This is a genomic window from Streptomyces sp. NPDC041940 (assembly GCF_055589465.1).
In genome coordinates, this window is record NZ_JBVJBP010000023.1 from 36,814 (window position 1) to 60,201 (window position 23,388).

Below are 23,388 nucleotides of genomic sequence, written 5' to 3' on the forward strand. Positions count from 1 at the left end.
CCGCACAGCTCCACCCCGCTCCACCTCGCTCCACCGACGCCGCCCGCTTCTCACCCAGTAAAAGGGGAGGCGGGCGGCGCACCCATGTCAGCTACGATTTCAAGGTTCCGTAGACGACCGAGACCACGAGATCGTCACCCCACGTAGCGACTTGGGAGCAGCCCGCGATGGCTCGACACCTCATCACCAGCGCCCTTCCGTACATCAACGGGATCAAGCACCTGGGCAACATGGTGGGGTCCATGCTCCCGGCGGACGTGTACTCCCGGTACCTCCGCCAGCGCGGCCACGACGTCCTGTACATCTGCGCCACGGACGAGCACGGCACCCCCGCCGAACTGGCCGCCAAGGAGCAGGGCATCCCGGTCGACGAGTTCTGCGCCCAGGCCCACGATCAGCAGAAGGCGATCTACGACGGCTTCGGCCTGGCCTTCGACTACTTCGGCCGCAGCTCCTCCCCGCAGAACCACGAGATCACGCAGGAGATCGCCCGCGAGCTGAAGGCGAACGGTTTCATCGAGGAGCGGGCGATCCGCCAGGTGTACTCGATCACCGACGGCCGCTTCCTCCCGGACCGCTACATCATCGGCACCTGCCCCCACTGCGGCTACGACAAGGCCCGCGGCGACCAGTGCGAGAACTGCACCCGCGTCCTGGACCCGACCGACCTGATCGACGCCCGCTCGGCGATCAGCGGCAGCAGCGACCTGGAGGTCCGCGAGACCAAGCACCTCTTCCTCCTCCAGTCGGTGCTGGCCGGCGAGGTCGAGGCATGGGTCGACGAGCGCGCCGACAACTGGCCCGTCCTGGCCTCCTCCATCGCCCGCAAGTGGCTCACCGAGGGCCTGCACGACCGCGCGATCACGCGTGACCTGGACTGGGGCGTCCCCGTTCCGGCCGACACCTGGCCCGACCTGGCGGCCGAGGGCAAGGTCTTCTACGTCTGGTTCGACGCCCCGATCGAGTACATCGGTGCGACGAAGGAGTGGGCGGACCAGGACCCGGAGAACCGCGACTGGCGCTCCTGGTGGTGGAAGTCCGGCGCGGACGTCCAGTACACGCAGTTCATGGGCAAGGACAACGTCCCCTTCCACAGCGTGATGTTCCCGGCGACCCTGCTGGGCACCCGCGCCCCGTGGAAGAAGGTCGACGTCATCAAGGCCTTCAACTGGCTGAACTACTACGGCGGCAAGTTCTCGACGTCGCAGCGCCGAGGCGTCTTCACCCACGACGCCCTCGAGATCCTGCCCGCCGACTACTGGCGCTACTTCATGATGGCGAACGCCCCCGAGTCGGACGACTCGTCCTTCACCTGGGAGCACTTCACGGCCACGGTCAACAAGGACCTCGCCGACACCCTCGGCAACTTCGTCAACCGCGTCCTGTCCTTCTCCAAGAAGCGCTTCGGCGAAGAGGTCCCGGCAGGCGCCGAGCCCGGCGAGGCGGAGGCGAAGCTGGGCGAGGAGATCGCCCGCCTGCTCGCCGAGTACGAGTCGCAGATGGAGGCCATCCAGTTCCGCAAGGCCGCGGCCGCGCTGCGCGCCCTGTGGTCGGCGGGCAACTCCTACCTGGAGGAGAAGGCCCCCTGGCTGGAGATCAAGACCAACCCGGAGGGCGCCGCCCTCACCCTCCGCACGGCGATGAACCTGATCCACCTCTACGCCGTGGTCTCCGAGCCATTCATCCCGACGTCGGCGAAGACGATGCGCGAGGCGTTCTCCCTGGAGAACGACACGGCGACCTGGGTCACCGCGGACGAGGCCGGCTCCCTCACCACCGTCCCGGCCGGCACCCCCTTCACCATCCCGCCGGTCCTCTTCGCCAAGCTCACGGACGACGACCTGGCCTCGTACAAGGAGCGCTTCGGCGGCGAGCCCGAGTAGGCCGGGCGTACTACGAGGAGGGCAAGACCCGCCTGGCCACCCTCCTCGGCCCGCACGGCAACGCGCCCTGCCCCCGGTTCCCACCGGGGGCAGGGCGCGAACGTTTCTCCGGCCCCCGAAGGAGTGAACGCCTTCCGTCCGCCGGAAATACAGCCTCTTGCCCCCTTACATAGCCCACATGGTCACATCAGCCCATGAAGGCATGTACCGGACACCCCCGCCGGAGACAAATGGAGGGACATCGTGACGTTCGTCAACTACTTCCCCGGCCGGGGCACGGTGATGGAGAAGGCCTACCTCGAGGGCGAAGCCAAGGGCGAGGCCAGAGGCGAGGCCAAGGCCATCCTCCGCTTCCTCGAAGCACGGGGCGTCTCGGTCCCCCAGGAGGCCCGGGACCGCATCGCCGACTGCACCGACCTCGACCTCCTCAACCGCTGGCTGGACCGGACGCCCCACGTGGAGAGCGTCGACGAGCTCTTCGTCGAGGACGCGGGACCCGCCGCGGACCGGACCGAAACCTGACCCGGAGGCGAACATGAGCGACGATCCACCACCGACGCCGAACACCTCGCGCCCGGCGTCGCCGCCTGGCTGGAACGCGACCTCACCCCCACCGCCGTACGCGAAGCCCTCACCACAGACCTCCCCCAGGAGCCCTTGTACCGCCCGGCAGCCTTCCTGGCCCACCGCCTCACGGCCCAGCTCCCGCCACCGCCGCCGTTCCGCACCCCCGAACCGGCCCCATCCGTCCGGCACCCACTCCGCAACTGCGACAACTGCGACCGCGGCTACCGAGGCCCAGACCCGCGCCACTGCCAGGACTGCCGCGAACTCCGGCAACGGACACCCCCGACCGCCTGATCGCCGGTCTGCCCCCTGTACCCGATTCGAGTCAGCCGCTGTACATTGCGAAGATCGCGCTCGGCCGGTGCGCGACGGCTCGCACCGGGCACCGGGGCAGTCATGAGTAAGTGGGGGAGAAACCAATGGCATTGTTCGGCAACGCGCACACCGTGGACCCGGCCTCGGCCCAGCAGGACTACGCCCGCCTCCTCGGCCACGGCGAACAGGTCCACGCCGCGTTCCTCCTCATCCGCGACACCATCCTCTTCACCGACCGCCGCCTGATCCTCATCGACAAGCAGGGCATCACCGGCAAGAAGACCGAGTACCACTCCGTCCCCTACCGCAGCATCACCCACTTCGCGGTGGAAACCGCCGGCACCTTCGACCTCGACGCCGAACTCAAGATCTGGCTCTCCGGCTCCCAGCTCCCGATCCAGAAGACCTTCACCAAGGGCGTCGACATCTACGAGGTCCAGGCGATCCTGACGCAGTTCGTGGCGCGCTGACGGCTTTCCGCTGCGCAGGGCACGAAGTCCGCTGACGCCCGCAGGAGTTGCCGTCGTTCTCCCCACGGGCCGCCCAGCACGGACATGACGAGTCACGAGGAAGATGAGGGGCCTCTAAGTCACCAGCAACGCCGCGAGACGGATGGCGGTCCGCTGACCCGCCCGTTGCCTGATCAAGCCCTCTTTGGCAGCGGCACGGAGCCTGACCTCCGAGTGGGGTGCTCCGCCCTGGGTCACCCGGGCGGTGACGACCACCGGGTTCATGCCGCCGACGCCACCGCCGACGACGACCCGGATCGTCCGTTGATCCTCACCCGGCTCCGGCACAGAGCCGGCCGGTCGCCCTGCCCGTTCGAGCACGGAGGCAACGCGCTCGACGGTGTCTTCGAACGGCAGGGCGACGACCAGGTCGATCTCGTGCACGTTCTTCCGCATCAGTTTGGCCACGAGGCGAGTCAAGCCGCCCCAGGCCCCGACGGCAGCAGCAAGAGCTGCAAGCTCATCGGCCAGGATCTGGTCCTCGTGGTCGTCCACACGCCCCCCGTTCTCGTTCGGCCGACCACGCTTACCACGGGCCGTCGCGACTATCGCACGGCAGCCTCCCCCGGAGCCCCCGCACGCCCACGAGTGCCCGGCTGCTCGCCCCGGTTCGTGTGGCGTACGAACGCCACCCCCAGCACCGCCAGGATCGACGCCGCCGAGAGCGTGTAGAGGCCGCCGTTCGTGCTGCCCGTCGTGTCCTTCAGGTAGCCGAACAACGTCGGGGACACGAAACCGCCCAGGTTGCCGATGGAGTTGACCAGGGCCAGCCCCGGCGCCGCGATCTTCAGGTCGAGGCCCGACTGGGCCATCGGCCAGAACAACGTGGCCGCGCACTTGCCGCCGACCGCGGCCAGGGTGAGGGCGATGAGGCCGAACCAGGGCGAGCCGAGGGTGGCGAGGAAGGTGCCGATGGCGGAGAGGACCAGGGCGATCGCCAGGTAGGGACGGCGGTCCGGGGCGCGGTCGGTGAAGTGGCTCATCGTGTACATCGCGATGACGGCGCAGACCCACGGGATCGCCGACAGCAGGCCGATCTGGAAGGGCGACAGTCCGCCGATCTCCTCCACCAGGCTGGGCAGCCAGAACGTGATCGCGTAGCCGGTGAGGGCCATCGCGAAGAAGACCGAGGTCAGGACGGCGACCTGCGGGTGGAAGAGCAGCTTCCAGCGCGACACCGACGGTGCGCGGTCACGCGATTCCTTGTCCCGGGCCACCGCCTCGCTCAGCGCGTCCTTCTCCTCCTGCGTGAGCCACTTGGCGTCCTGGATCCGGGAGACGAGGAAGAACCCGGCGATGAAGCCGACCAGGATCGAGAAGGCTCCTTCGAGGGCGAACATCCAGCGCCAGCCGGCGATGCCGCCCGCGCCGTGCAGCTCCAGCAGCGCGCCCGTGATCGGGCCCGTCACGATGTACGCCGTCGCCGAGCCGCCCAGGAAGATCGCACTGGCCCGGCCCCGACTGGAGTCCGGCAGCCACTGGGTGAAGTACAGAAGCACACCGGGGAAGAAGCCGGCCTCCGCGACACCGAGCAGGAAGCGCAGCGAGTAGAACATCCACACGTTGTGGATGAAGCACATCGCCACGATCACCGCGCCCCAGGTGATCATGATCCGGGTCAGCCAGACCCGGGCACCGAGCCGCTCCAGGAGCATGTTGCTCGGCACTTCGAACAGGGCGTACCCGATGAAGAACAGGCCCGCTCCGAGGCCGTAGGCGGTGGCGCTGACTCCGACGTCGGCCCGCAGTTCGTTCTGGACGAAGCCCACGTTCGTCCGGTCCATCTGGTTGACCAGCAGCATCAGGACCAGGATCGGCAGCATGCGGCGCAGGAACTTGCTCACCGCTCGCTGCTCGGCCTCAGGTATGGCGGTCGCGGCTTCTGACATCGTTGTCTCCCTCGATGTGCACATACGTGAACAGCAATCACGTACGCGTTCTCGAAGGGACCTTATGGAGGCCCGCCTTCCGGGTCAACGGATTGAGCAGAAGTACATGTATGTGAATGAGGGGCGGACGCCCTGTAGACGTCCGCCCCTCGACACCTGTCCGTCAGCTCGCGGAAGCCGACGCGGACGACGATGCCGACGCCGACGCGCCCGGCTGCACCGCGTCATCCGTGCCGTCGTGTGCCGCCTCGGGGTCCACCCCCATCGTGAGAGTGGCGACGACACCCTTGGCGATGGCGTTCTTCCGGTACTTGAGCTTCAGCAGCCCGCCCTCGGTCCCGTTCCCCGGGTAGATGGTGTCCTCGTCGAGGGTGGTGCGAGCCGCGGCGTTGGTGGAGTACGGCTCGACCTCGGCGGACGCCAGCACGGACTCCTCGTCGAAGAAGAGCTGACCGGTGTGGCAGGTCGTGCCGCCCTCGTAACCGGCCTTGGTCCAGGTGCCGTTGACGTGCACCTTGGTGTGGATGTGCACACAGCGACCCTGGTACCAGCCGGGGAAGACCGTACGGAACTCGACGAAGCCCTGCCTGTCCGTCTTCCACGTACCGCGCAGATAGCGCTCGTCGTCGGTGGGCTCCTGGTGGCCCCCGCCTCCGCCGCCGCCACCGTCCGGAGGCGGACCCGTGGGCGTGCCGGTCGGCGTACCGGAGGGAGTACCGGAAGGTGGCGTACCGCCACCACCGCCCCCGCCGCCGCTGCCCATGTCCTCGTAACCCGAGTACACGCCCAGCGCGTTGCAGTGCCAGATGTCGACGGCCGCGTTCGCCACAGGCTTGCAGGTCTCGGAGTCGATCACCTTGAGGCGCAGGGTGAGCGGGATGCCCTCCTGGTCCTCGGTGACGTCCCGGCGGAGCTTGTCCGCGTCGATGTAGTAGGGGCCCTCGGTGGTCTCGGAGGTCAGCTTGTAGCAGACCTCGCCGGCGCTCCCGGCGGCCTTCGCCCCCTTGGTGGCCTTCGGCTCCTCCCCGGCGAACGCGCCCGCCGCGAACGTACCGCCGACGCCCGCCGCCACCACCGCACCGGCGCCCGCGGCGACGACCTTACGGCGTGTCAGATCCCGTTTGTGTTTCGGCCCTGGGGCCGTTTCCTGTCCCGTCATGAGAAGGGAAGCTAGGGAGCGCGCCTGTCAGGAACCTGAGTAAGAGCTGGGTGAGAGCCCTGGACGCGAAAGTGGCCCGGAACCGGCGTCGGTTCCGAGCCACCTACGGGTTCGCCAGAAGTCCTACTTGGGCTGCGGCTTGCGCACCGACAGGTGCAGCTCCCTCAGCCGCGCCTCCTCCAGCTCCGTCGGCGCGCCCATCATCAGGTCCTGGGCGTTGCCGTTGAGCGGGAAGGAGATGGTCTCGCGGATGTTGGGCTCGTCGGCGAGCAGCATGACGATGCGGTCGACGCCCGGGGCGATGCCGCCGTGCGGCGGGGCGCCGAAGCGGAGGGCGCGCAGCATGCCGGCGAACTTCTCCTCGACCGTCTCACGGTCGTACCCGGCGATCTCGAAGGCCTTGAGCATGATCTCCGGCTCGTGGTTCCGGATCGCGCCGGAGGACAGCTCGACGCCGTTGCAGACGATGTCGTACTGCCAGCCCAGGACGTCCAGCGGGTCCTGGGTCTCCAGGGCCTCCAGACCGCCCTGCGGCATGGAGAAGGGGTTGTGCGAGAAGTCGATCGCGCCGGTCTCCTCGTCCTTCTCGTACATCGGGAAGTCGACGATCCAGCAGAAGCGGAAGACGCCCTCCTCGAAGTGCCCGGCGCGCTTGGCGGCCTCGACCCGCACCGCGCCCATGATCTTCGAGACCTCGTCGAACTCGCCCGCGCCGAAGAACACGGCGTGACCGGCGGCCAGGGACAGGCGCTTGGTCAGCTCGGCGACGTTCTCCTCGGTGAGGAACTTCGCGATCGGGCCGGACAGCGAGCCGTCCTCGGCGACACGGACCCAGGCCAGGCCCTTGGCGCCCTGCGTGACGGCGAAGTCACCCAGCTGGTCGAAGAACTTGCGCGGCTGCGCCGAGACGTCCGGCACCGGCAGGGCCCGCACGTGCTTGCCGGCGAACGCCTTGAACTCCGAGCCCTCGAAGATGTCGGTGATGTCGACGAGTTCGAGCTGGGCGCGCAGGTCCGGCTTGTCGGAGCCGTACTTGAGCATCGCCTCACGGAACGGGATCCGCGGGAACGGCGAGGTGACGTGACGTCCGCCGCCGAACTCCTCGAACAGCTCCGTCATCAGCTTCTCGACCGGCTGGAAGACGTCCTCCTGCTCGACGAAGCTCATCTCGACGTCGAGCTGGTAGAACTCGCCGGGCGAGCGGTCCGCGCGGGCGTCCTCGTCGCGGAAGCAGGGCGCGATCTGGAAGTAGCGGTCGAAGCCGGAGATCATCAGCAGCTGCTTGAACTGCTGGGGCGCCTGCGGAAGGGCGTAGAACCTGCCCGGGTGCAGACGGGACGGGACGACGAAGTCGCGGGCGCCCTCGGGGGAGGTCGCGGACAGGATCGGCGTCGCCATCTCGTTGAAGCCCAGCGCCGTCATCTTGTGCCGGATCGCCGAGATGACCGCCGTACGCAGCATGATGTTGCGGTGCATGCGCTCGCGGCGCAGGTCCAGGAAGCGGTACTCCAGGCGCCGCTCCTCGTTGACCCCGTCCTCGGCGTTGATGGTGAAGGGCAGCGGGGCGGCCGCGCCGAGCAGCTCGACGTCGCCGACCTCGACCTCGATCTCGCCGGTCGGCAGCTCGGGGTTGATGTTCTCCGCGCCACGGGAGACGACCTTGCCGTCGACACGGACGGTCGACTCCTTGGAGAGCTTGTCGAGAGCCTCGTAGGAGGGCGTGCCGGGACGGGCGACGAGCTGCGTGATGCCGTAGTGATCGCGCAGATCGATGAAGAGGATGCCGCCCAGGTCGCGCCGATTGTGCAGCCAGCCACTCAGCCGGACGTCGGTGCCGACGTCAGAGGCGCGGAGCTCGCCGCAGGTGTGGGACCTGTACCGATGCATCGTCGTTCATCCAGTCTTCGCTGATCGGGGTCTGTGTTTCACGTGAAACTGGTCCCCAGCGTACCGGGCACGGCAAGATCGGCTCTCCAGAGTTCTTCACTGTTAACGATCGAGCACACTTCGGTCTTCGGTGGCAGTGGGCGATCTCCTCTTCTTAAAGTAGGGCAATGCGCATTGGCGAGCCCCTGCCCGCCGTGGGGGAGGCCCTCGCCGCCCTCGCGACCGGCCTCTGGCACTGGGACACCGCTACCGGGCTGGTCACGGTCGACGCCGAGGCGGCACGGCTGCTCGGGCTGCCCGCCGAGCAGGTCAGCCTCACGGAGGCGCAGGCCAGGGCCCGGCTGCACCCGGTCGACTGGAACGAGATCACCGGCGTGGTCCAGCTCGCCGTCGCCGAGGGCACCCTCGCCGAGGTGCGGATCCGCGTCATGGACGAGCAGGGCCGGATCGTGCGGATCGTCCGCAGCCGCTCCAAGCCGTCCTTCGACCGGGTCCACAAGGCGTACCGGCTGATCGGCACCCTCCAGGAGGTGACGGAGCCGACGCCGGGCACCGTGGCCGGGCGCAGCGCGGTCACCGGTGACTGGCGGCGCTCGCGGGAGGCGTTCCTGCTGGACGCGGGCCGGGCGCTGGCCGAGGCGCGCTCCACTCAGGAGGTGCTGCGGGTCACGGCGAATCTGTCGATGCCGGGGTTCTCGCCGGACGGGCTCGCGGTGTTCGGCGTGGCGGGCGACCGGCTGACGATCATCGGCCACCACGGGCAACAGACGGGCGACGAGAGCCCGTTCTCGGACATGCCGCTGGACACGGACTACCCGGCCGCCGAGGCGGCGCGCACCGGCCGGGCGGTGTATCTGTCCTCCCCCGAGCAGTACAAGGCCCGCTATCCGCTGACCTGGCCGCTCGCCGAGCGTTTCGGCCGCCGGTCCTGGGCGTTCCTGCCGCTGACCGTGGCCGGCCGCACGATGGGCGCGTGGATGGCCGCCTTCACCTACCCGGTCGCCTTCACGCCGGACGAGCGGTCGGTGCTGGCGACGGTGGCGCGGATGCTGGCGCAGGCCCTCACCCGGGCGGGTGTGGCCGAGAGCGAACGGGCGCTGACCGACGGGCTCCAGCGCACGATGCTGCCGAGGCTCGGTTCGCAGCGCATCCCGGGCATGAGCGTCGCCGCCCGCTACGTCCCCACCGGCGGCGGACTCCAGGTCGGCGGCGACTGGTACGACGTGATCCCGCTGCCGAACGGGCGGTTCGCCCTGGTCATCGGCGACGTCCAGGGCCATGACGTACAGGCGGCGGGCCTGATGGGCCAGCTGCGGATCGCCCTGCGGGCCTACGCCTCGGAGGGCCACCGCCCCGACGCCGTCCTCTCCCGCGCCGCCCGCTTCCTGCACGGCATCAGCGACGAGGACTCCTCCGACCCGCGCTTCGCGACCTGCGTGTACGTCGAGGTCGACCCGGCGACGGGGGTGCTGGACATCGCGCGTGCCGGGCACCCGGACCCGGCGTTCCGGATGGCCGACGGCACGGTACTGACCCGGCCGACGTCGGGCGGCCTGCCCCTGGGCATCGACCCGGACGCCGACTACCCCACGACCCGGCTGGCGCTGGAGCCCGGCGAGACCATGCTGATCTGCACGGACGGCCTGATCGAGACCGGCGGCCACGACCTGGACACCGGCTGGCGGCGACTCCGCGTGATCCTTGAAGACCACAAAGGCGACCTGGAGGAACTCGCCGACACCCTGGTGCAGGCCGTGCACGGCCCGTCCTCGCACCACACCACCGGCCCACTGGCCGACCGCCGCGAGGACGACATCGCCATGCTGCTGCTCAGCCGGGAGGGCGACGGCTGCGGGTGCGGCGACACCATCACGGCCGCGAGACCGGTGCGGCGTACGGTGCTGACGGTCGCGCAGGCCGAGCCCGAGCGCGTCGCCGCGGCCCGGCAGCAGCTGCGCGAGCTGCTGCACGACTGGGCCTCGCCGGACCAGGTCGACTCGGCGGTGCTGCTGCTGTCCGAGCTGCTGACGAACGTCCTCGTGCACACCGACTCCGACGCGCTGCTCGTCGCCGAGATCACCGGCGCGGTGGGGGAGCGGCGGCTGCGGATCGAGGTCACCGACGGCGGTGACGACCTGCCGCACAAGCGCAGACCCGGCGAGCTGGCGTCCTCCGGCCGCGGCCTGATCCTGATCGAAATGCTCGCGCACGCCTGGGGCGTGGACCCACGCGGCGAGAGCAAGTCCATCTGGTTCGAGCTCTACGAGTCCGTGAACGGCGCGGGCGACGGCTCCTGGTCGCCGTAGCCGCACCAATCTCACTTTTCGTGCCTGCATCGTGACTGTGCGCGGCTACCGTTGACCGAATGACAGGTCGAACGGGGCCCCAGGGCAGGCAGTCCAACGAGCAGCGCTACGGCGACGAGCTGCGCCGCAGACGCGAGACAGCGGGCCTGACCCAGGGGGAACTGGCCGAGATGGTCGTCTGCTCGCCGTCCCTCATCGCCCATTACGAGGCGGGCCGCCGCTCACCCAACCCCGCGGACGCGAAGCGCCTGGACCAGGTGCTCGGCACGGACGGCTTCTTCGAACGCTGGCGGGACACACTGGCCAAGGCCCGTTTCGCGGAACACTTCCAGGAGGCGGCGGAGGCGGAGCGGCTTGCCGTGTTCATCGAGGAGTTCGCGGTTTCGCTGGTGCCGGGGCTGTTGCAGACGAAGGCGTACGCGCGAGCCGTGTTCCGCGGTTTCCGACCCCACGCCACGGCGGACGACATCGACAAGAAGGTCGCCAACAGGCTGGAGCGGGCCCGCATCCTGGAGCACCCGGAGACCCCTCGCATGTGGGCGATCCTGAACGAGGCCGTCATCCGGACCGTGGTCGGCAGCCCGGCCGTCATGGGGGAACAGCTCCGGCACATCGCTCGGTTGGGGCGCTCCGGCCGGGTCCTGGTCCAGGTGGTCCCGTTCAGCGTGGGAATCCACGCGACCATGAACAGCATGGTGAAGCTGATGCGTTTCGCCGACGCGCCTGACATGGCGTACGTGGAGGCGCTGCACACCGGTTCGCTGACCGACGATCCGTCCCTGGTCCGCCGATACCGCGACGCATACGATCTGACCAGGGCCGCCGCACTGCCACCGGAGGCGTCCCTCGACCTGATCGAATCGGCGGCGGAGGGCTACGACAACCATGAGCGCCCACCACATTCCTGACGCGTCGGCCCTCATCGCCTGGCGCAAGTCCAGCCACAGCGGCGGAGACAACGGCGACTGCGTGGAAGTCGCCGACGCACGCGTCAACGCGTCCGCCCTGGCCGCCTGGCGCAAGTCCACCCACAGCGGCGGAGACAACGGCAGTTGCCTGGAGGTGGCCGACGGCCACCCGGGCGGCCTCACCCCCGTCCGCGACAGCAAGAACCCCACCGGCCCGGCGCTGCTCATCGGCGCCGTCGCGTGGTCGGCGTTCGTCGAGGGCGTGAAGGGCTGACGCGGTCGACAGAATCAATGCTTCTGTCCACCTTCGGGTGAACATCCTTGCTATCGAGGCGAGTTGCACCTCCGCAGGTCTACGTTCCGACGCGGAGGTGATGCTCGATGAACGAGCAGAACAACACGCGCAAAGACGCGATCGACATCAACGACTTCGTGTACGCGGCCACAGGGGCGCGGGTGCGGAGGCTGACGATGCCGGACGGGACGCACTGGTTTCCCGCGGCGGATGTACTCAAAGAGCTGGGGTACAGCAATCCTCGGAAAACTCTCGCGGACCATGTCCCCGCAGAGCACCGGGAGACGCTTGAGAGCGTAACTGGAGGTTACTCTCTCAGCGTTCCCGCAGGTCGGGAGTGGCGACGAGACATGAATGTCATCGATCTTCAGGGTCTGATCCGCTTGGTCAACGGCTGCTCGAAGCCGGAGGCGCAGCCCTTCAAGGCCTGGGTCTCCGAAGTCATCGCCACCATCCAGCGCGACGGCTCCTACTCCCTGGAACCGGCCCCCGTACAGCCCGCCGCCCCCACCGGCACCACCGCATACGCCGTACCCGCGCAGCTCTCCGACGCCCTCGTCCGGCTCGAAGAGCGCGGCACCCGGACGGACGCGGCGCTACCGGGATTCATTCGCAGTGTCCCGTCGTTCACGCCGGGGGTGAAGCGAATCTGATGGTGGCGACGCGGAGCGTCGCCGCATCTGCTCCGGCGGAGCCGGAGCCGGCGTATTCGTCACTCATGGCGCGAAGCGTCATGGCGGCCCGCCCCGGCGGAGCCGGGGAACGCTCATACCTGCCGGTTCTGCTGTTCGATGTACTGCGTGACCGCGGTGAGCGGGGCGCCGCCGACGGTTCCGGCGAAGTAGGAGCCGGACCACAGCTTGTTGGCCCGCCAGTAGTGGCGCACCAGGTCGGGGAACTCCTGCCGCAGACGGCGCGAGGAGACACCCTTGAGGGAGTTGACCAGCTTGGTCACGGCGACCTTGGGCGGGAAGTTCACCAGCAGGTGGACGTGGTTGTCCTCGCCGTTGAACTCCACCAGCTCGCACTCGAAGTCTGTGCACACCGACCGCATGATCTCCTCCATCCGCCTCAAGTGGGCATCGGTGAACACTCTGTGCCGGAGCTTGGTCACGAAGACCAAATGCACATGCATCACGAAAACACAGTGCCTGCCAGTTCTGATCTTCTGCATCTCACCCATAACCCAAATATGTACCTTGGCCGTCATGCAGCTCCGGTACCGCTTTCGCCTGTACCCGGACCCGGGCCAGCAGAGGGCGTTGGCGAAGGCGTTCGGGTGCGCCCGTGTCGTGTTCAACGACGCGGTCCGCGCCCGCGAGGACGCCCGTAAGGCCCAGCAGCCGTTCCCGAAGATCGGCGAGCTGTCCACGCGCCTGATCACCCAGGCGAAGCAGACCACCTCACGCTCCTGGCTGGGCGAGGTCTCCGCGGTCGTCCTGCAGCAGTCCCTGCGGGACGCCGAGACCGCGTACCGCAACTTCTTCGCCTCCCTCAAGGGCACCCGCAAGGGCCCCAGGACCGGACCGCCCCGCTTCAAGTCCCGCAAAGACGCCCGGCAGTCGATCCGGTTCACCGCCAACGCCCGCTGGTCCATCAGCGGCAGCGGCCGTCTGAACCTGCCGAAGATCGGTCCGGTGAAGGTGAAATGGTCCCGCACGCTGCCCGCCACGCCCTCCTCGGTCACCGTCATCAAGGACACGGCCAACAGGTTCTTCGCCTCCTTCGTCATCGACACCGACCCGGCCGTCGACGCGGTCCGGATGCCCGAAACCGACCAGACGATCGGCATCGATCTCGGCTTGACCCACTTCGCCGTCCTGTCCGACGGCACGAAGATCGACTCCCCCAGGTTCCTGCGCCGGGCGGAGAAGAAGCTGAAGAAGACCCAGCGAGAGATGTCCCGCAAACAGAAAGGCTCGAAGAACCGCGCCAAGGCCCGCCTGAAGGTCGCCCGCGCCCACGCCAGAGTTGCTGACGCCCGTCGCGAGTTCCACCACCAGCTCTCCACGAAGCTGATCTCCGAGAACCAAGGGATCGCCGTGGAGGACCTGGCGGTGGCGGGACTGGCCCGCACCAGGCTGGCCAAGTCCGTGCACGACGCCGGATGGGCCTCGTTCATCGGCATGCTGGAGTACAAAGCAGAACGGTACGGTCGCACCCTGGTCAAGATCGGCCGGTTCGAGCCGACCTCCCAGACCTGCTCCACCTGCGGCGTCAAGGACGGACCCAAACCCCTGAACGTCCGGGTGTGGACGTGTGCCGCCTGCGGCGCGGTCCACGACCGGGACCACAATGCCGCGATCAACGTGAAGACGGCCGCCGGACTGGCGGTGACGGCCTGCGGAGCGCCGGTAAGACCAGGAGCAATCCCGGCGCAGCGCGAAGAAACAGGAAGCCACGGATTTTCGACCCGACCCCGCGCCGCGTAGCGGCACAGCAACGATCGAGAAGGCCAGAATCCTCGGGCTTCAGCCCGAGGAGCAAGTCAAGGCAGATCGACGACAAGCAGAACACGATCGTCGACATGCTCCGCGACATCACCAAGACGCTGCGCCGCTCCGACGACCGCACCCGCCCCGTCCAGGCCCCGGAGCTGACACCCCAGCAGCTTCTGGCCAACTGGAAGGCCAGGAACCTCGTCGTCACCGAGGACGTCCACGCGGTGGCCGCACACCTGGCCCCGGCACTGCTGCACGGCGGCGCCGGATACAGCGTCGAGGAGATCTCCGTCTGCACCGGGCTGTCGCCCGACCGCGTCCACGACAGTCTTGAGCTGCTGTCCGAGCAGGAATGCGTACGACAGGTGGGCCGCGCTCCGAACGGCGCTCCGTTCTACGTGCTGCCGTAGCCAGGCACCGAGGAGAGGAAAGGCCCGAAGTCGCAACCCGAAATTGCGGCTTCGGGCCTCGTCGTACCGTACCTGTCCCAGCGGCTCTATAGGCCACCCTCCGACATTCCATGTTCACGGATCGGCTGTCCGGCGAGGACGTACGCCAGCCCGTCGAGCCTGGTTCAGGACGCGTTTGCGTCAGCGGCGGCAGACGAGAATGCCGCCCAGGCAGGTGACCTCGAAGGCCCCGTGCTGGGCAATGTGGTCGACAAGGATCGCTCGGGCCCGCTCGATCGTGGCCTCGAAGGGCACGTCGTGCTGGTCTGCCCACGCCCGGTAGGAGGCCATGTGCGCGATGACCGGATCGGGCTCCTGAACCGTGATGGTGCCAGGCAGTTCGATCGTCTCCACTCGGGCGAACTCCTCCCTCAGGAAGGCTGGGGCCTTCTCCAGGGAGAAGCGGGCGCTGAGCGAGATGCGGGCAGGGCCCCGTCCGGTGCCCAGGACGTCGCCGGCGGCCCGCTGCCACAGGTCGTCGAGTTCCGCCTTGTCCCGGTCGCTGTTGGTGGAAGCGATCACCAGCCCGTCACGGGCCACAACGCGGGACAGCTCCCTGACCGCCTGAGGGATGTCGGGGACGTGGTAGAGCATGTGCAGCGCCAACGCGGCGTCGACGCTCGCCGTGGGCAACGGCAGGCGGGTCGCATCCGCAACGGCGACGGGGCCGGGCACGCCCGCGAGGATGCCAGGAGCGATGTCCAAGCCGAGCAGGTCCAGATCGGTCCGGCCCTCGCGGAGCCGCAGGATGAACTTGCCGTTGCCGCAGCCGACATCGACCACCCGTCCGTGTCTGCCGCTCAGCTGCTCGGCGACGATGCCGGGCAGGTCGTAACGGGGCGTCTGCCACTGGTAGAGCGATTGGCGGGCGGCCAGGTCCCGGTCGCTGTTGTAGGCGCTCCCGGTGAGGCGGCTCCGGTCGGTGACTGCGGCGTCGTGTGCGGCGGACAGTTCGGTCACGTCGGCAGCTCCGGTGGGTGGGCGGCGGGCGAGGCCGCGAGGACGGCCGTGTGCTGGAGTCGTTCGCGAAGGTGTGCGGCCTGGGCGGCTCCACCGTACTGCGGCCCGCCCAGCTCGCGCCCCAGAGCGGTGAGCCGGCGCACGATGCTGGCCGACATGCGCTCCGGCGGGGAATCGAGGACGAATCCGAGCATCGCCTCGGTGCCGTCCAAGTCCCCCAGAAGCAGGTGGCCGCGGCCGAGATCGACATGGGCGGCGAGCAGGTCGCCGACCGACTGGTCGTCGTCCTCGGCACTCCGGTAGAGCCGGATCGCGGTGTCCGCGCTGACGATGGCCTGCTGGACGTGCCCCTGCCCGCCCACGGCCAAGTAGCTCGTCCCGGCATACGCGAACTGCTTGGCGGAGGGGAAGGCGAAGATGCCCGACACCTCGTCGTGGCCGGGCATCGCCTCGCGGGAGCGCTCGGCGTCCGCCAGGGCTGCCACCGCACCCACTCGGTCTCCGACTATGGCCAGCGCCCGCGCCTCCAGGCTCGCCAGCCGGGCTCCGATACTGCCGCGAGCCCGATGGTGGCGGCCGGCCTGAGCCAGCCGCGCCGCCTGTTCGTATCGTCCGGTCCAGTAGGCGATCAGGGACTCTACGGCCCTCACCCAGGCCAGCATCCCTTCGTGCCCGGCCGCCTCGGCGCACGCCCGGGCGGTACGGGCATGCGTAGCCGCGGAGTCGTAGTCGCCCAGGTCCAGGCAGACGTGCGCGGACAGTCCGCACAACCGGGAGGCCGCGACGTAGAGGTCAGCTGTCTGCCGAGGACGCTGACGCCCCCGCAGCAACTCGAACGCCCCGTCCCGCAACCGTTTGATCTCGACGTACAGCTCCAGCAACGGATGGCTGACGTAGGCGCGGGCGAGCCGGGCGACATCGGCCTCCAACTGCTCGACGACGAACTCGTCGGCGTTGCGCTGCGCGATGAACCGAGCGAAGTCGGCCGACATCCCCGCGTCCGCCGATACGGCGCCCACGCCAGGGCACAAAGGCACGACAGGCCGCGCAGCCCGTTCCTGCGGGGGCCCAGGAGCACTGTCGTCCTCGCCCCGGAGGCTCTTGCTGACCGCCACAGCCCGATCGAGCACCGCGACATCGACGCCGAAAACGTGCGCCAGGTGCTTCCGGGTATACGGAACGGGGATACGCGCCTCGCGCTCGTAACGCCCGATCTCCTTGCCGGTCTTGGCGGCACGCCCCTCCAGGGCGTTGTACTCGTCGGCCACCCGTTGCTGGGTCCAGCCACGCTCAGTGCGCAGCCGGATGAGTAACGCGCCGATCCTCGTGTCGCTCATCCCCTCTCCCGGAGCATGCGAACCGTGGTCCCCATAGTGGCCCCCTGCATGGCCCCCACGCTGGCTCCCGACCCAAACGAGCGACAGCGGTTGGCTGTTGGCCATGCCCAGCACACTGCCCGACGAGCCGGACAGCCTCGCACCGGACCAAGCCCTCGACCGCACCATCGAACTCGAAACGATGCTGTTCGGCCGGCGCCGGACCACCCCAGGCGCTGCCCGCTCCTTCGTCGCCGACACCCTTACCCGATGGGGCCGGACCGAACGCCTTGACGACATCCGGCTGTGCATCTCCGAGCTCGCCACCAACGCCGTCCTGCACGGAGCGCCTACGGGCGGTCAGGTCCTCGTACGCGTCGAACTGCACGCCACTGTCCTGCGCATCGAGGTGCACGACGGCGGCAACGGCGCACCCGCCAAGCAGGAATCACGGGGCACCGCCGACTGTGGCCGCGGACAACGCATACGCGCAGCCGCCAAAGCTCTGCGCCTCGGTCCCGCCACGGCACCCCCGCCGGACATCGGGCCACGCCTGCGTCAGATCACCCCGACCGAGGTGGCACTGCGCTTCGACGGCACTCTCTACCGCCAACGCATCCCCACCGGCCGCCCCTGGTCCCTCCTGCTCGGCCACACCCAAACCGAATGAACTCCAACCCACCCCAGGGGGACATCCCGTGACGACCCACCCCGTTTCACCGAACACCGTCTTGGCCAACGCCCTCGACCACGCCGAGGACGTCCTGACCCCACGCATCCTGGCCGCCACCCCACCCGAGCGGATCGTGCTGGTCGTCGGCACCCAGATCAACGGCGCCCCGCACATCGGCACCTCGCTCGTCCAGTCCCTGGCCTTCGCCATGGCCGCCCGCCTGCGCGACCGCTTCGGCATCCCGACCGAGGTCCTGTTCAGCGCCCTCGACAACGCCCCCTACGAGCTGACCACCGACCCGGTCAGCGGCCACCGCTACCAACGCGCCTACGCCCAAGCCCTCGGCGACAAGGCCCTGGCCGACCTCATCACCGCCCTCCATCAACCCCTGTTCACCGCGCTGTCACGGCGTCTGGGCATTCCCCATCGGGTCGAGACCTACAGCCAGCAGCAGGCCGACGAGCACTTCCGCCGCACCTGGCTCCGCCTCCTGCCGCGCCTCGACGCTGCCCGCTGGTGGCTCGCCCCCTCCACCGGCACACCACACCTGCGTGTCCCCTGCCCGCACTCGGGGTGCGGCTGGGCCGAGAAGTACGCCGAACGCACCCGCGTCCACCTCACCGACCGCGAGACCGCGCAAGTAGCTGCCCTATGCCTCCACCACGGCCCCTACCAGGCCACCATCACGTCAACGGCTGGCGCCTACCTCGATCTGGCCACCCTGTACCGCAACGCGGTCAAGGAACTCGCGCTGTCCAACCCCCACGGCACACTCCTCGTCATGGTCAAGGGTGGCGACTGGGTCTTCGGCTCCCACCTGGTCGACGAAGCTCTCCAGGCCGTCGGCCTCACCCGCGCCCAACTCCCCGCCCGCTTGTTCTGCCCGCAGGTCGTCACCGACACCGGCGCCAAGCTGTCCAAGTCGCTGATCCGCGAAGGCCGTGCGCCCCTGCCCGACGGCACTGCCGACTGGATGCTCGACACCCGTCAGTGGCCCGGCACCGTCGCGGAGTACGTCGACCAACTGCTGACCCTGACCGATACCTTGCTGTCCGACCCCCGCCACTTCTTCCGCTCGTACTCGACCACCGAGATCGGCCGGATGATGACCGCACCAGCCACCAGGAGCGTTCCCGCCCCATGACCGACGCCACCGCCCGCGTCCACGAGCTCAATCTCTACCGCCGGTACTTCGACCTCGTCGCCGCGGGCACCAAGACCATCGAGGTGCGGGTCAAGTACCCGCACCTCGCCGATCTCTCCGCCGGCGACGTGATTCGCTTCCGCATCAAGGGCACCGACGAGACCTGTGAGGTCAAGGTCGAGCGGGTCACCGAGTATCCCGACTTCGAGGCACTGCTCGACGGCGAGGGACCGGCCAACGTCAACCCGACCGCCACCCGCGAACAGCAGCTCGCCAACATCCGCGCCATCTACCCGCCGGAGAAGGAGGCCCTCGGCGCCCTCGCGATCGAGATCCAACGCGCTGCTGCATGATGCGACCCGATCTGATTCACGAGGGGTCGGGCAGGGCCCCTGAGAAATCACCTGCTGTACAGCGCCGGTTATGCGTCGTCACCCTGGAAGGCGGCAGCAACCGCGGAACGAGCCCTGCCCTGTCCGGGCAGGGCTCGTCCGCGTGGAGCTTCAGCAAGCCCTACAGCCCGCCCTCCGACATCCCGTGCACGGCCGGGATCGTCCCGAGCCGCCCCTTCTGGAAGTCGTCGAACGCCTGCTGGAGTTCCTCACGGGTGTTCATCACGAACGGGCCGTAGTGGGCCATGGGCTCACGGATCGGCTGGCCGCCGAGGAGGACGACCTCCATGTCCGGCGTGTTCGAGTCCTGCTTCTCGTCCGCGCGGACGGTCAGCGAGGAGCCCGCGCCGAAGACGGCGGTCTGGCCCGTGTGGACGGGGCGGCGGTCGGCGCCGACGCTGCCCCGGCCGGCGAGGACGTACGCCAGGCCGTTGAAGTCCTCACGCCACGGCAGGGTGAGCTCCGCACCCGGCGCGAGCGTCGCGTGGACCATCGTGATCGGGGTGTGCGTGACGCCGGGGCCCGCGTGCCCGTCCAGCTCACCGGCGATGACCCGCAGGAGCGCGCCGCCGTCGGGGGTGGAGAGCAACTGGACCGAGCCGCCGCGGATGTCCTGGTAGCGCGGGGCCATCATCTTGTCCTTGGCCGGGAGGTTCACCCACAGCTGGAGGCCGTGGAAGAGCCCGCCGGACATGACGAGATGCTCCGGTGGGGCCTCGATGTGCAGCAGGCCCGAGCCGGCCGTCATCCACTGGGTGTCGCCGTTGGTGATGGTGCCGCCACCGCCCTGGCTGTCCTGGTGGTCGAAGATCCCGTCGATGATGTACGTGACGGTCTCGAAGCCGCGGTGCGGGTGCCAGGGCGTGCCCTTCGGCTCACCCGGCGCGTACTCCACCTCGCCCATCTGGTCCATCATGATGAACGGGTCGAGATGACGGTAGTTGATCCCCGCGAAAGCCCGGCGCACCGGGAAGCCCTCGCCCTCGAAACCGCTCGGAGCGGTCGTGACGGCGAGCACAGGACGTGCCACGGCGTCGGTCGGCGCGGTCACGCGGGGCAGCGTCAACGGGTTCTCGACGGTCACTGCAGGCATGTCGGTTCCTCCTCGTGTACGCCCAGTTTAGTTGAGCGTTGAACTTTCTGCTACCCCAAACAGAGAAAACCGGGAGGGCATTCCCAGCGGAGGGCCGCCCGAACCACCGGGCACCGACATGACGGAAGGCCGGCGCCCCCGCGAGGGGGTGCCGGCCCTTGAAGCCGCAGTGTCAGGCAGCCAGCCGGTGCTCCTCATTCTCGGCCCCGGAGGGCTCGGCCTTGCGGTCCCGCATCACCAGCGTGGCCACCACGGCCGCCGCCAGGACACCGAGCGCGCTGATCGTGAAGGTCGTCGTCATCGAGGCGGTGAAGGCCTCGCGGGCCGCCCGGACCAGGCCCGTGTCGCCGCCGGCGACCGCCAGGGCCCCGCCGATGGACTCCTTCGCCTGCCCCGGAGCGCCGGCCGGCATCGCGTCGGCGTAGCCGCTGGAGAGCAGGGAGCCGAGGATCGCGATACCGAGGGCGGTGCCGGACTGCTGGATGGTGTCGTTGAGGGCCGAGCCGACCCCCGCCTTGTCCTCGGGGATGGTGCCCATCAGCGCGGCCACCGCGGCCGGCATGGCGAGGCCCGCGCCGAGACCCAGGATGCCCAGCGCCACGGCCGGGACCGTAAACCCGCTGTCGGCGTCGAGCGTGGCCAGCAGCCCGAAGGAGGCGGCCATGAGCAGCATCCCGGCGAGGATGACGACCCGGTTGCCCGCCTTGACGGCGAGCTGGGCCCCGGCGGCGTTGCCGGCCAGCGCGGCCACGGCCAGCGGCAGGAAGGCCAGGCCCGCCTTGACGGCGGAGTAGCCGAGCACGAACTGGAGGTACTGGGTCAGGACCAGCAGCAGCCCGGCGTTGCCGATCTGGACGAGCGACAGGGAGAGCGAGCCGCCGCTGAAGTTGCGGTTCTTGAAGAGGACCAGCGGGACCATCGGCGAGGCGGTGACGTTCTCCCAGATCACGAAGCCGGCCAGGGCGGCCACCGCGACGGCCAGGACGAGCAGGGAACGGTCTTCGAAGGCGCCGTGCTGCGGGATCTCGATGATCCACCACACCAGGGCCGTCATGCCCACCGCCGACAGCACCGCGCCCAGCGGGTCCGGCTTCTGCCACGGCGCCTTGGACTCCGGCATCAGCAGCACACCGGCCAGCAGCGCCGCTCCGACGATCGGCACGTTGATCAGGAAGATCGCCTGCCAGGCGAAGTGGTCGATCAGCACACCGCCGAGGACCGGGCTGCCGACCAGCCCCAGCATCGACACCGAGCCCCATGCCGCCATCGCCTTGGGCCGCTCGTCCTCGTCGAAGACGGTGATCAGGATGGACAGCGTCGACGGCATGATCAGCGCCCCGCCGACCCCCATGACGATCCGCACCGCGATCAGCTCACCCGGCGTGGAGCAGAACATCGCCCCCAGCGAGGCCGCCCCGAAGAGCGCCAGGCCGATCAGCATCACCTTCCGGCGCCCGAACCGGTCCCCCAGGCTTCCCGAGGTCAGCAGCAGTCCGGCGAAGACCAGGATGTAGGAGTCGAGGATCCACTGCATGCTCTGGGCGCTCGCCCCGATGTCCTCGGTCAGCGTGGGCACCGCCACCGTCAGCGCCATGTTGTCGACGACCAGCACGAGCGTGCTGAGGCAGAGCACCACCAGGATCCACCAGCGGCGTGGATTACGAGCGTCCATGTCAGTTTCCCCTCCCGCGAACACCGTTCCTTCGATGCGCACACTGTACGCACAGCGGAACAGTGTGCGCAACCCTTGAGTTCTGTACGCTGAATGCGCACGCTGTTCGCACCAAGGTGCCGAGGGTCCAGCAGGAGGAGCATCCATGAGCCGGAGCAAGACGACGGAGAAGAACCCCATCCCGTCCGTATGGACCCGCGAGCAACGCCGCCCCGACCAGCCCGCGCTCAGCAGGGACGCGATCGTGCGCGAGGCGATCGCGATGCTCGACGCCGACGGCATCGAGGCGCTCAGCATGCGCAAGCTCGGCGCCCGGCTGAACGCGGGCGCGACGTCCCTGTACCGGCACGTCGCCACGAAGGACGAGCTGATGGAGCTGGCGGTGGACGCGGTCGCCGCCGAGATCCACGTCCCGCGGGCCGGCGGCCCCGACTGGCGCGCGGCGGTCACCGAGGCCGCGGGGTCCTTCCGTACGACGGCGCTACGGCACCCCTGGCTGCCCCTGGTCCTGGGCCAGGCCGGGCTCGCCTACCTCGGGCCCAACTACATGACCTTCTCCGAGCGGCTCGCGGCGCTGTTCACGGCGGCGGGGTTCCCCGAGCCGAGCCGCGCGATCGACGCGGTCTTCTCGTACGTCATCGGCATGTCCACCACGGAGGCCGCCTGGCTCACCACGGTCGCGCGCTCCGGCGAGACCGAGCCGGAGTTCGTCGCGCGGCTGCTGCCCGCGGCCCGGGAGGCCTCGGCCGGCTACGACCACCTGTCGGCCGCCGCCGACGCCAGGAACGCCGACGAGCCCGTCGACCCCGCCCGGATCCGGGACGACAAGTTCACCTACGGCCTGGAGGTCGTCCTGGACGGCCTGGCCCTGCGCCTGCCGAAATAGGCAGGTCAGCCGCCATACATCCGGCGCATCGCGAACTCGACCATCTGCTCGACGGCCTTCGCGTCGAACACCATCCGGTGCTCGCCCTCCATGTCGAGGACGAACCCGTAGCCGGTCGGCAGCAGGTCCAGCACCTCGGAACCGGTGATCACGAAGTACTTGGACTCCTTGCCCGCGTACCGGCGCAGCTCCTTGAGCGTGCTGAACATCGGGATCACCGGCTGCTGGGTGTTGTGCAGCGCGAGGAAGCCGGGGTTGTCGCCGCGCGGGCAGTAGACCTTCGACGTCGCGAAGGCCTGCTGGAAGTCCTCGGCGGCCATCTGCCCGGTCGTGAACGCGCGCACCGCGTCCGTGAGGGAGGGCGGGGACGGCTCGGGGTACAGCGGCGGCTGCTGCCCGTACCCGCCGGACATCGGCTGCTGCGGAGGGGCGTACTGCGCTTGCGGGCCCGCTGTCTGGTCGTAGCCGTACATGGGCGCAAGCGTACCGAGAGCGAGGCTCCGTGCCTCCTCGATGCCGGTATGAGCCACGCGTCACAGATGACCGGTTCGGGGTTGCTTCTTATTACCGACGGGTAGCATCATCGTAGCTACTTGTTGGTACGTGAACTAGCGCGAGGATCCAGTGCCTCGCCGATCTCTCTA

General features: G+C 69.0%; 22 protein-coding genes and 2 pseudogenes. 14 read left to right on the forward strand and 10 right to left on the reverse strand.

The annotated features are described in order from the left end of the window. Nucleotides 1–167: 167 nt before the first annotated feature. The 4 genes and pseudogenes from metG to ACZ6I3_RS31235 all read left to right on the forward strand — a co-directional run bounded on the left by metG (nt 168) and on the right by ACZ6I3_RS31235 (nt 3,235). Complete coding sequence (gene metG / locus ACZ6I3_RS31220) at nt 168–1,883, forward strand: methionine--tRNA ligase (RefSeq protein WP_469419158.1); 1,716 nt, start codon at nt 168–170, stop codon at nt 1,881–1,883. Between the two features lie 243 nt (nt 1,884–2,126). Beyond that, nucleotides 2,127–2,405 carry a hypothetical protein gene (locus tag ACZ6I3_RS31225; protein WP_469419160.1) on the forward strand — a complete coding sequence of 93 codons (279 nt, stop codon included), beginning with the start codon at nt 2,127–2,129 and terminating at the stop codon, nt 2,403–2,405. A gap of 24 nt (nt 2,406–2,429) precedes the next feature. Beyond that, nucleotides 2,430–2,744, forward strand: a pseudogene (locus ACZ6I3_RS31230) (helix-turn-helix domain-containing protein); the annotation flags it as partial. Between the two features lie 125 nt (nt 2,745–2,869). Further along, nucleotides 2,870–3,235, forward strand: coding sequence for a PH domain-containing protein (locus ACZ6I3_RS31235; RefSeq protein WP_469419161.1), 366 nt, complete (start codon nt 2,870–2,872; stop codon nt 3,233–3,235). Between the two features lie 114 nt (nt 3,236–3,349). Here ACZ6I3_RS31235 and ACZ6I3_RS31240 read toward each other — a convergent pair whose 3' ends face one another. The 4 genes from ACZ6I3_RS31240 to aspS all read right to left on the reverse strand — a co-directional run bounded on the left by ACZ6I3_RS31240 (nt 3,350) and on the right by aspS (nt 8,209). Next, complete coding sequence (locus ACZ6I3_RS31240) at nt 3,350–3,769, reverse strand: hypothetical protein (RefSeq protein WP_469419163.1); 420 nt, start codon at nt 3,767–3,769, stop codon at nt 3,350–3,352. Nucleotides 3,770–3,819: 50 nt separating this feature from the next. Then, on the reverse strand, nt 3,820–5,163 hold the full coding sequence (locus ACZ6I3_RS31245; protein WP_469419165.1) for an MFS transporter: 1,344 nt from the start codon (nt 5,161–5,163) through the stop codon (nt 3,820–3,822). Nucleotides 5,164–5,326: 163 nt separating this feature from the next. Next, entirely contained in the window at nt 5,327–6,322 is a 996-nt protein-coding gene (locus ACZ6I3_RS31250; protein WP_469419166.1) for an intradiol ring-cleavage dioxygenase, read from the reverse strand. 123 nt (nt 6,323–6,445) lie between these two features. Beyond that, nucleotides 6,446–8,209: an aspartate--tRNA ligase gene (gene aspS / locus ACZ6I3_RS31255; RefSeq protein ID WP_469419167.1), complete on the reverse strand. Its 1,764-nt coding sequence runs from the start codon at nt 8,207–8,209 to the stop codon at nt 6,446–6,448. Between the two features lie 167 nt (nt 8,210–8,376). Here aspS and ACZ6I3_RS31260 point away from each other — a divergent pair, with 167 nt between their 5' ends. From ACZ6I3_RS31260 to ACZ6I3_RS31275, 4 genes and pseudogenes are all read left to right on the forward strand, one after another. After that, nucleotides 8,377–10,515 (forward strand): SpoIIE family protein phosphatase, encoded by a 2,139-nt coding sequence (locus ACZ6I3_RS31260; protein ID WP_469419168.1) that lies wholly within the window; start codon nt 8,377–8,379, stop codon nt 10,513–10,515. Between the two features lie 59 nt (nt 10,516–10,574). Next, nucleotides 10,575–11,423: a helix-turn-helix domain-containing protein gene (locus tag ACZ6I3_RS31265; RefSeq protein ID WP_469419170.1), complete on the forward strand. Its 849-nt coding sequence runs from the start codon at nt 10,575–10,577 to the stop codon at nt 11,421–11,423. Continuing rightward, the gene (locus tag ACZ6I3_RS31270) at nt 11,401–11,697 is read left to right on the forward strand and encodes a DUF397 domain-containing protein (RefSeq protein ID WP_469419172.1); all 297 of its coding nucleotides are present in this window, start codon (nt 11,401–11,403) and stop codon (nt 11,695–11,697) included. The genes ACZ6I3_RS31265 and ACZ6I3_RS31270 overlap by 23 nt, the downstream gene beginning before the upstream one ends. Before the next feature lie 107 nt (nt 11,698–11,804). Continuing rightward, nucleotides 11,805–12,317 (forward strand): annotated as a pseudogene (locus tag ACZ6I3_RS31275) (BRO-N domain-containing protein); the annotation flags it as partial. Between the two features lie 167 nt (nt 12,318–12,484). Here ACZ6I3_RS31275 and tnpA read toward each other — a convergent pair. After that, entirely contained in the window at nt 12,485–12,901 is a 417-nt protein-coding gene (tnpA, locus tag ACZ6I3_RS31280) for an IS200/IS605 family transposase (RefSeq protein WP_469419173.1), read from the reverse strand. Between the two features lie 25 nt (nt 12,902–12,926). On the opposite strand from tnpA, the gene ACZ6I3_RS31285 reads away from it, so the two are divergent. Together ACZ6I3_RS31285 and ACZ6I3_RS31290 are read left to right on the forward strand one after the other, a co-directional pair. After that, nucleotides 12,927–14,150 (forward strand): RNA-guided endonuclease InsQ/TnpB family protein, encoded by a 1,224-nt coding sequence (locus ACZ6I3_RS31285; protein WP_469419175.1) that lies wholly within the window; start codon nt 12,927–12,929, stop codon nt 14,148–14,150. A 95-nt stretch (nt 14,151–14,245) separates the two neighbouring features. Beyond that, complete coding sequence (locus ACZ6I3_RS31290; protein ID WP_469419177.1) at nt 14,246–14,569, forward strand: hypothetical protein; 324 nt, start codon at nt 14,246–14,248, stop codon at nt 14,567–14,569. 180 nt (nt 14,570–14,749) lie between these two features. On the opposite strand, the gene ACZ6I3_RS31295 is transcribed toward ACZ6I3_RS31290, so the two are convergent. Continuing rightward, the gene (locus ACZ6I3_RS31295; protein ID WP_469419178.1) at nt 14,750–15,568 is read right to left on the reverse strand and encodes a class I SAM-dependent methyltransferase; all 819 of its coding nucleotides are present in this window, start codon (nt 15,566–15,568) and stop codon (nt 14,750–14,752) included. Continuing rightward, nucleotides 15,565–16,905: a helix-turn-helix domain-containing protein gene (locus ACZ6I3_RS31300; RefSeq protein WP_469419179.1), complete on the reverse strand. Its 1,341-nt coding sequence runs from the start codon at nt 16,903–16,905 to the stop codon at nt 15,565–15,567. The genes ACZ6I3_RS31295 and ACZ6I3_RS31300 overlap by 4 nt, the downstream gene beginning before the upstream one ends. 103 nt (nt 16,906–17,008) lie before the next feature. Between ACZ6I3_RS31300 and ACZ6I3_RS31305 the strand changes: the two genes are divergently transcribed. Genes ACZ6I3_RS31305 through ACZ6I3_RS31315 form a run of 3 tightly spaced genes read left to right on the forward strand, consistent with a single transcriptional unit; the run spans nt 17,009 to nt 19,054 of the window. Continuing rightward, on the forward strand, nt 17,009–17,554 hold the full coding sequence (locus ACZ6I3_RS31305) for an ATP-binding protein (protein WP_469419180.1): 546 nt from the start codon (nt 17,009–17,011) through the stop codon (nt 17,552–17,554). Nucleotides 17,555–17,582: 28 nt separating this feature from the next. Beyond that, nucleotides 17,583–18,701 carry a hypothetical protein gene (locus tag ACZ6I3_RS31310; RefSeq protein ID WP_469419181.1) on the forward strand — a complete coding sequence of 373 codons (1,119 nt, stop codon included), beginning with the start codon at nt 17,583–17,585 and terminating at the stop codon, nt 18,699–18,701. Beyond that, nucleotides 18,698–19,054, forward strand: a complete 357-nt coding sequence (locus ACZ6I3_RS31315) for an ASCH domain-containing protein (RefSeq protein ID WP_469419183.1) — start codon at nt 18,698–18,700, stop codon at nt 19,052–19,054. Before ACZ6I3_RS31310 ends, ACZ6I3_RS31315 begins: the two co-directional genes overlap by 4 nt. A 160-nt stretch (nt 19,055–19,214) precedes the next feature. Here the strand turns inward: ACZ6I3_RS31315 and ACZ6I3_RS31320 are convergent, their stop codons facing one another. Next, nucleotides 19,215–20,186 (reverse strand): pirin family protein, encoded by a 972-nt coding sequence (locus tag ACZ6I3_RS31320; RefSeq protein ID WP_233878581.1) that lies wholly within the window; start codon nt 20,184–20,186, stop codon nt 19,215–19,217. 172 nt (nt 20,187–20,358) lie between these two features. After that, nucleotides 20,359–21,858: an MFS transporter gene (locus ACZ6I3_RS31325; RefSeq protein ID WP_469419184.1), complete on the reverse strand. Its 1,500-nt coding sequence runs from the start codon at nt 21,856–21,858 to the stop codon at nt 20,359–20,361. A gap of 145 nt (nt 21,859–22,003) precedes the next feature. Between ACZ6I3_RS31325 and ACZ6I3_RS31330 the strand changes: the two genes are divergently transcribed. After that, on the forward strand, nt 22,004–22,744 hold the full coding sequence (locus ACZ6I3_RS31330) for a TetR/AcrR family transcriptional regulator C-terminal domain-containing protein (protein WP_469419186.1): 741 nt from the start codon (nt 22,004–22,006) through the stop codon (nt 22,742–22,744). Between the two features lie 5 nt (nt 22,745–22,749). On the opposite strand, the gene ACZ6I3_RS31335 is transcribed toward ACZ6I3_RS31330, so the two are convergent. After that, nucleotides 22,750–23,217: an SseB family protein gene (locus ACZ6I3_RS31335; protein WP_189727101.1), complete on the reverse strand. Its 468-nt coding sequence runs from the start codon at nt 23,215–23,217 to the stop codon at nt 22,750–22,752. Nucleotides 23,218–23,388: the final 171 nt, after the last annotated feature.

Coding starts and splice junctions, on each gene's coding strand:
- ACZ6I3_RS31250 (WP_469419166.1), bottom strand. CDS start 6,322: ATGACGGGACAGGAAACGGCCCCAGGGCCGAAACACAAACGGGATCTG.
- aspS (WP_469419167.1), bottom strand. CDS start 8,209: ATGCATCGGTACAGGTCCCACACCTGCGGCGAGCTCCGCGCCTCTGAC.
- ACZ6I3_RS31245 (WP_469419165.1), bottom strand. CDS start 5,163: ATGTCAGAAGCCGCGACCGCCATACCTGAGGCCGAGCAGCGAGCGGTG.
- ACZ6I3_RS31315 (WP_469419183.1), top strand. CDS start 18,698: ATGACCGACGCCACCGCCCGCGTCCACGAGCTCAATCTCTACCGCCGG.
- ACZ6I3_RS31330 (WP_469419186.1), top strand. CDS start 22,004: ATGAGCCGGAGCAAGACGACGGAGAAGAACCCCATCCCGTCCGTATGG.
- ACZ6I3_RS31265 (WP_469419170.1), top strand. CDS start 10,575: ATGACAGGTCGAACGGGGCCCCAGGGCAGGCAGTCCAACGAGCAGCGC.
- ACZ6I3_RS31260 (WP_469419168.1), top strand. CDS start 8,377: ATGCGCATTGGCGAGCCCCTGCCCGCCGTGGGGGAGGCCCTCGCCGCC.
- ACZ6I3_RS31320 (WP_233878581.1), bottom strand. CDS start 20,186: ATGCCTGCAGTGACCGTCGAGAACCCGTTGACGCTGCCCCGCGTGACC.
- ACZ6I3_RS31325 (WP_469419184.1), bottom strand. CDS start 21,858: ATGGACGCTCGTAATCCACGCCGCTGGTGGATCCTGGTGGTGCTCTGC.
- metG (WP_469419158.1), top strand. CDS start 168: ATGGCTCGACACCTCATCACCAGCGCCCTTCCGTACATCAACGGGATC.
- ACZ6I3_RS31335 (WP_189727101.1), bottom strand. CDS start 23,217: ATGTACGGCTACGACCAGACAGCGGGCCCGCAAGCGCAGTACGCCCCT.
- ACZ6I3_RS31305 (WP_469419180.1), top strand. CDS start 17,009: ATGCCCAGCACACTGCCCGACGAGCCGGACAGCCTCGCACCGGACCAA.
- ACZ6I3_RS31290 (WP_469419177.1), top strand. CDS start 14,246: ATGCTCCGCGACATCACCAAGACGCTGCGCCGCTCCGACGACCGCACC.
- ACZ6I3_RS31300 (WP_469419179.1), bottom strand. CDS start 16,905: ATGAGCGACACGAGGATCGGCGCGTTACTCATCCGGCTGCGCACTGAG.
- ACZ6I3_RS31235 (WP_469419161.1), top strand. CDS start 2,870: ATGGCATTGTTCGGCAACGCGCACACCGTGGACCCGGCCTCGGCCCAG.
- ACZ6I3_RS31270 (WP_469419172.1), top strand. CDS start 11,401: ATGAGCGCCCACCACATTCCTGACGCGTCGGCCCTCATCGCCTGGCGC.
- tnpA (WP_469419173.1), bottom strand. CDS start 12,901: ATGGGTGAGATGCAGAAGATCAGAACTGGCAGGCACTGTGTTTTCGTG.
- ACZ6I3_RS31285 (WP_469419175.1), top strand. CDS start 12,927: ATGCAGCTCCGGTACCGCTTTCGCCTGTACCCGGACCCGGGCCAGCAG.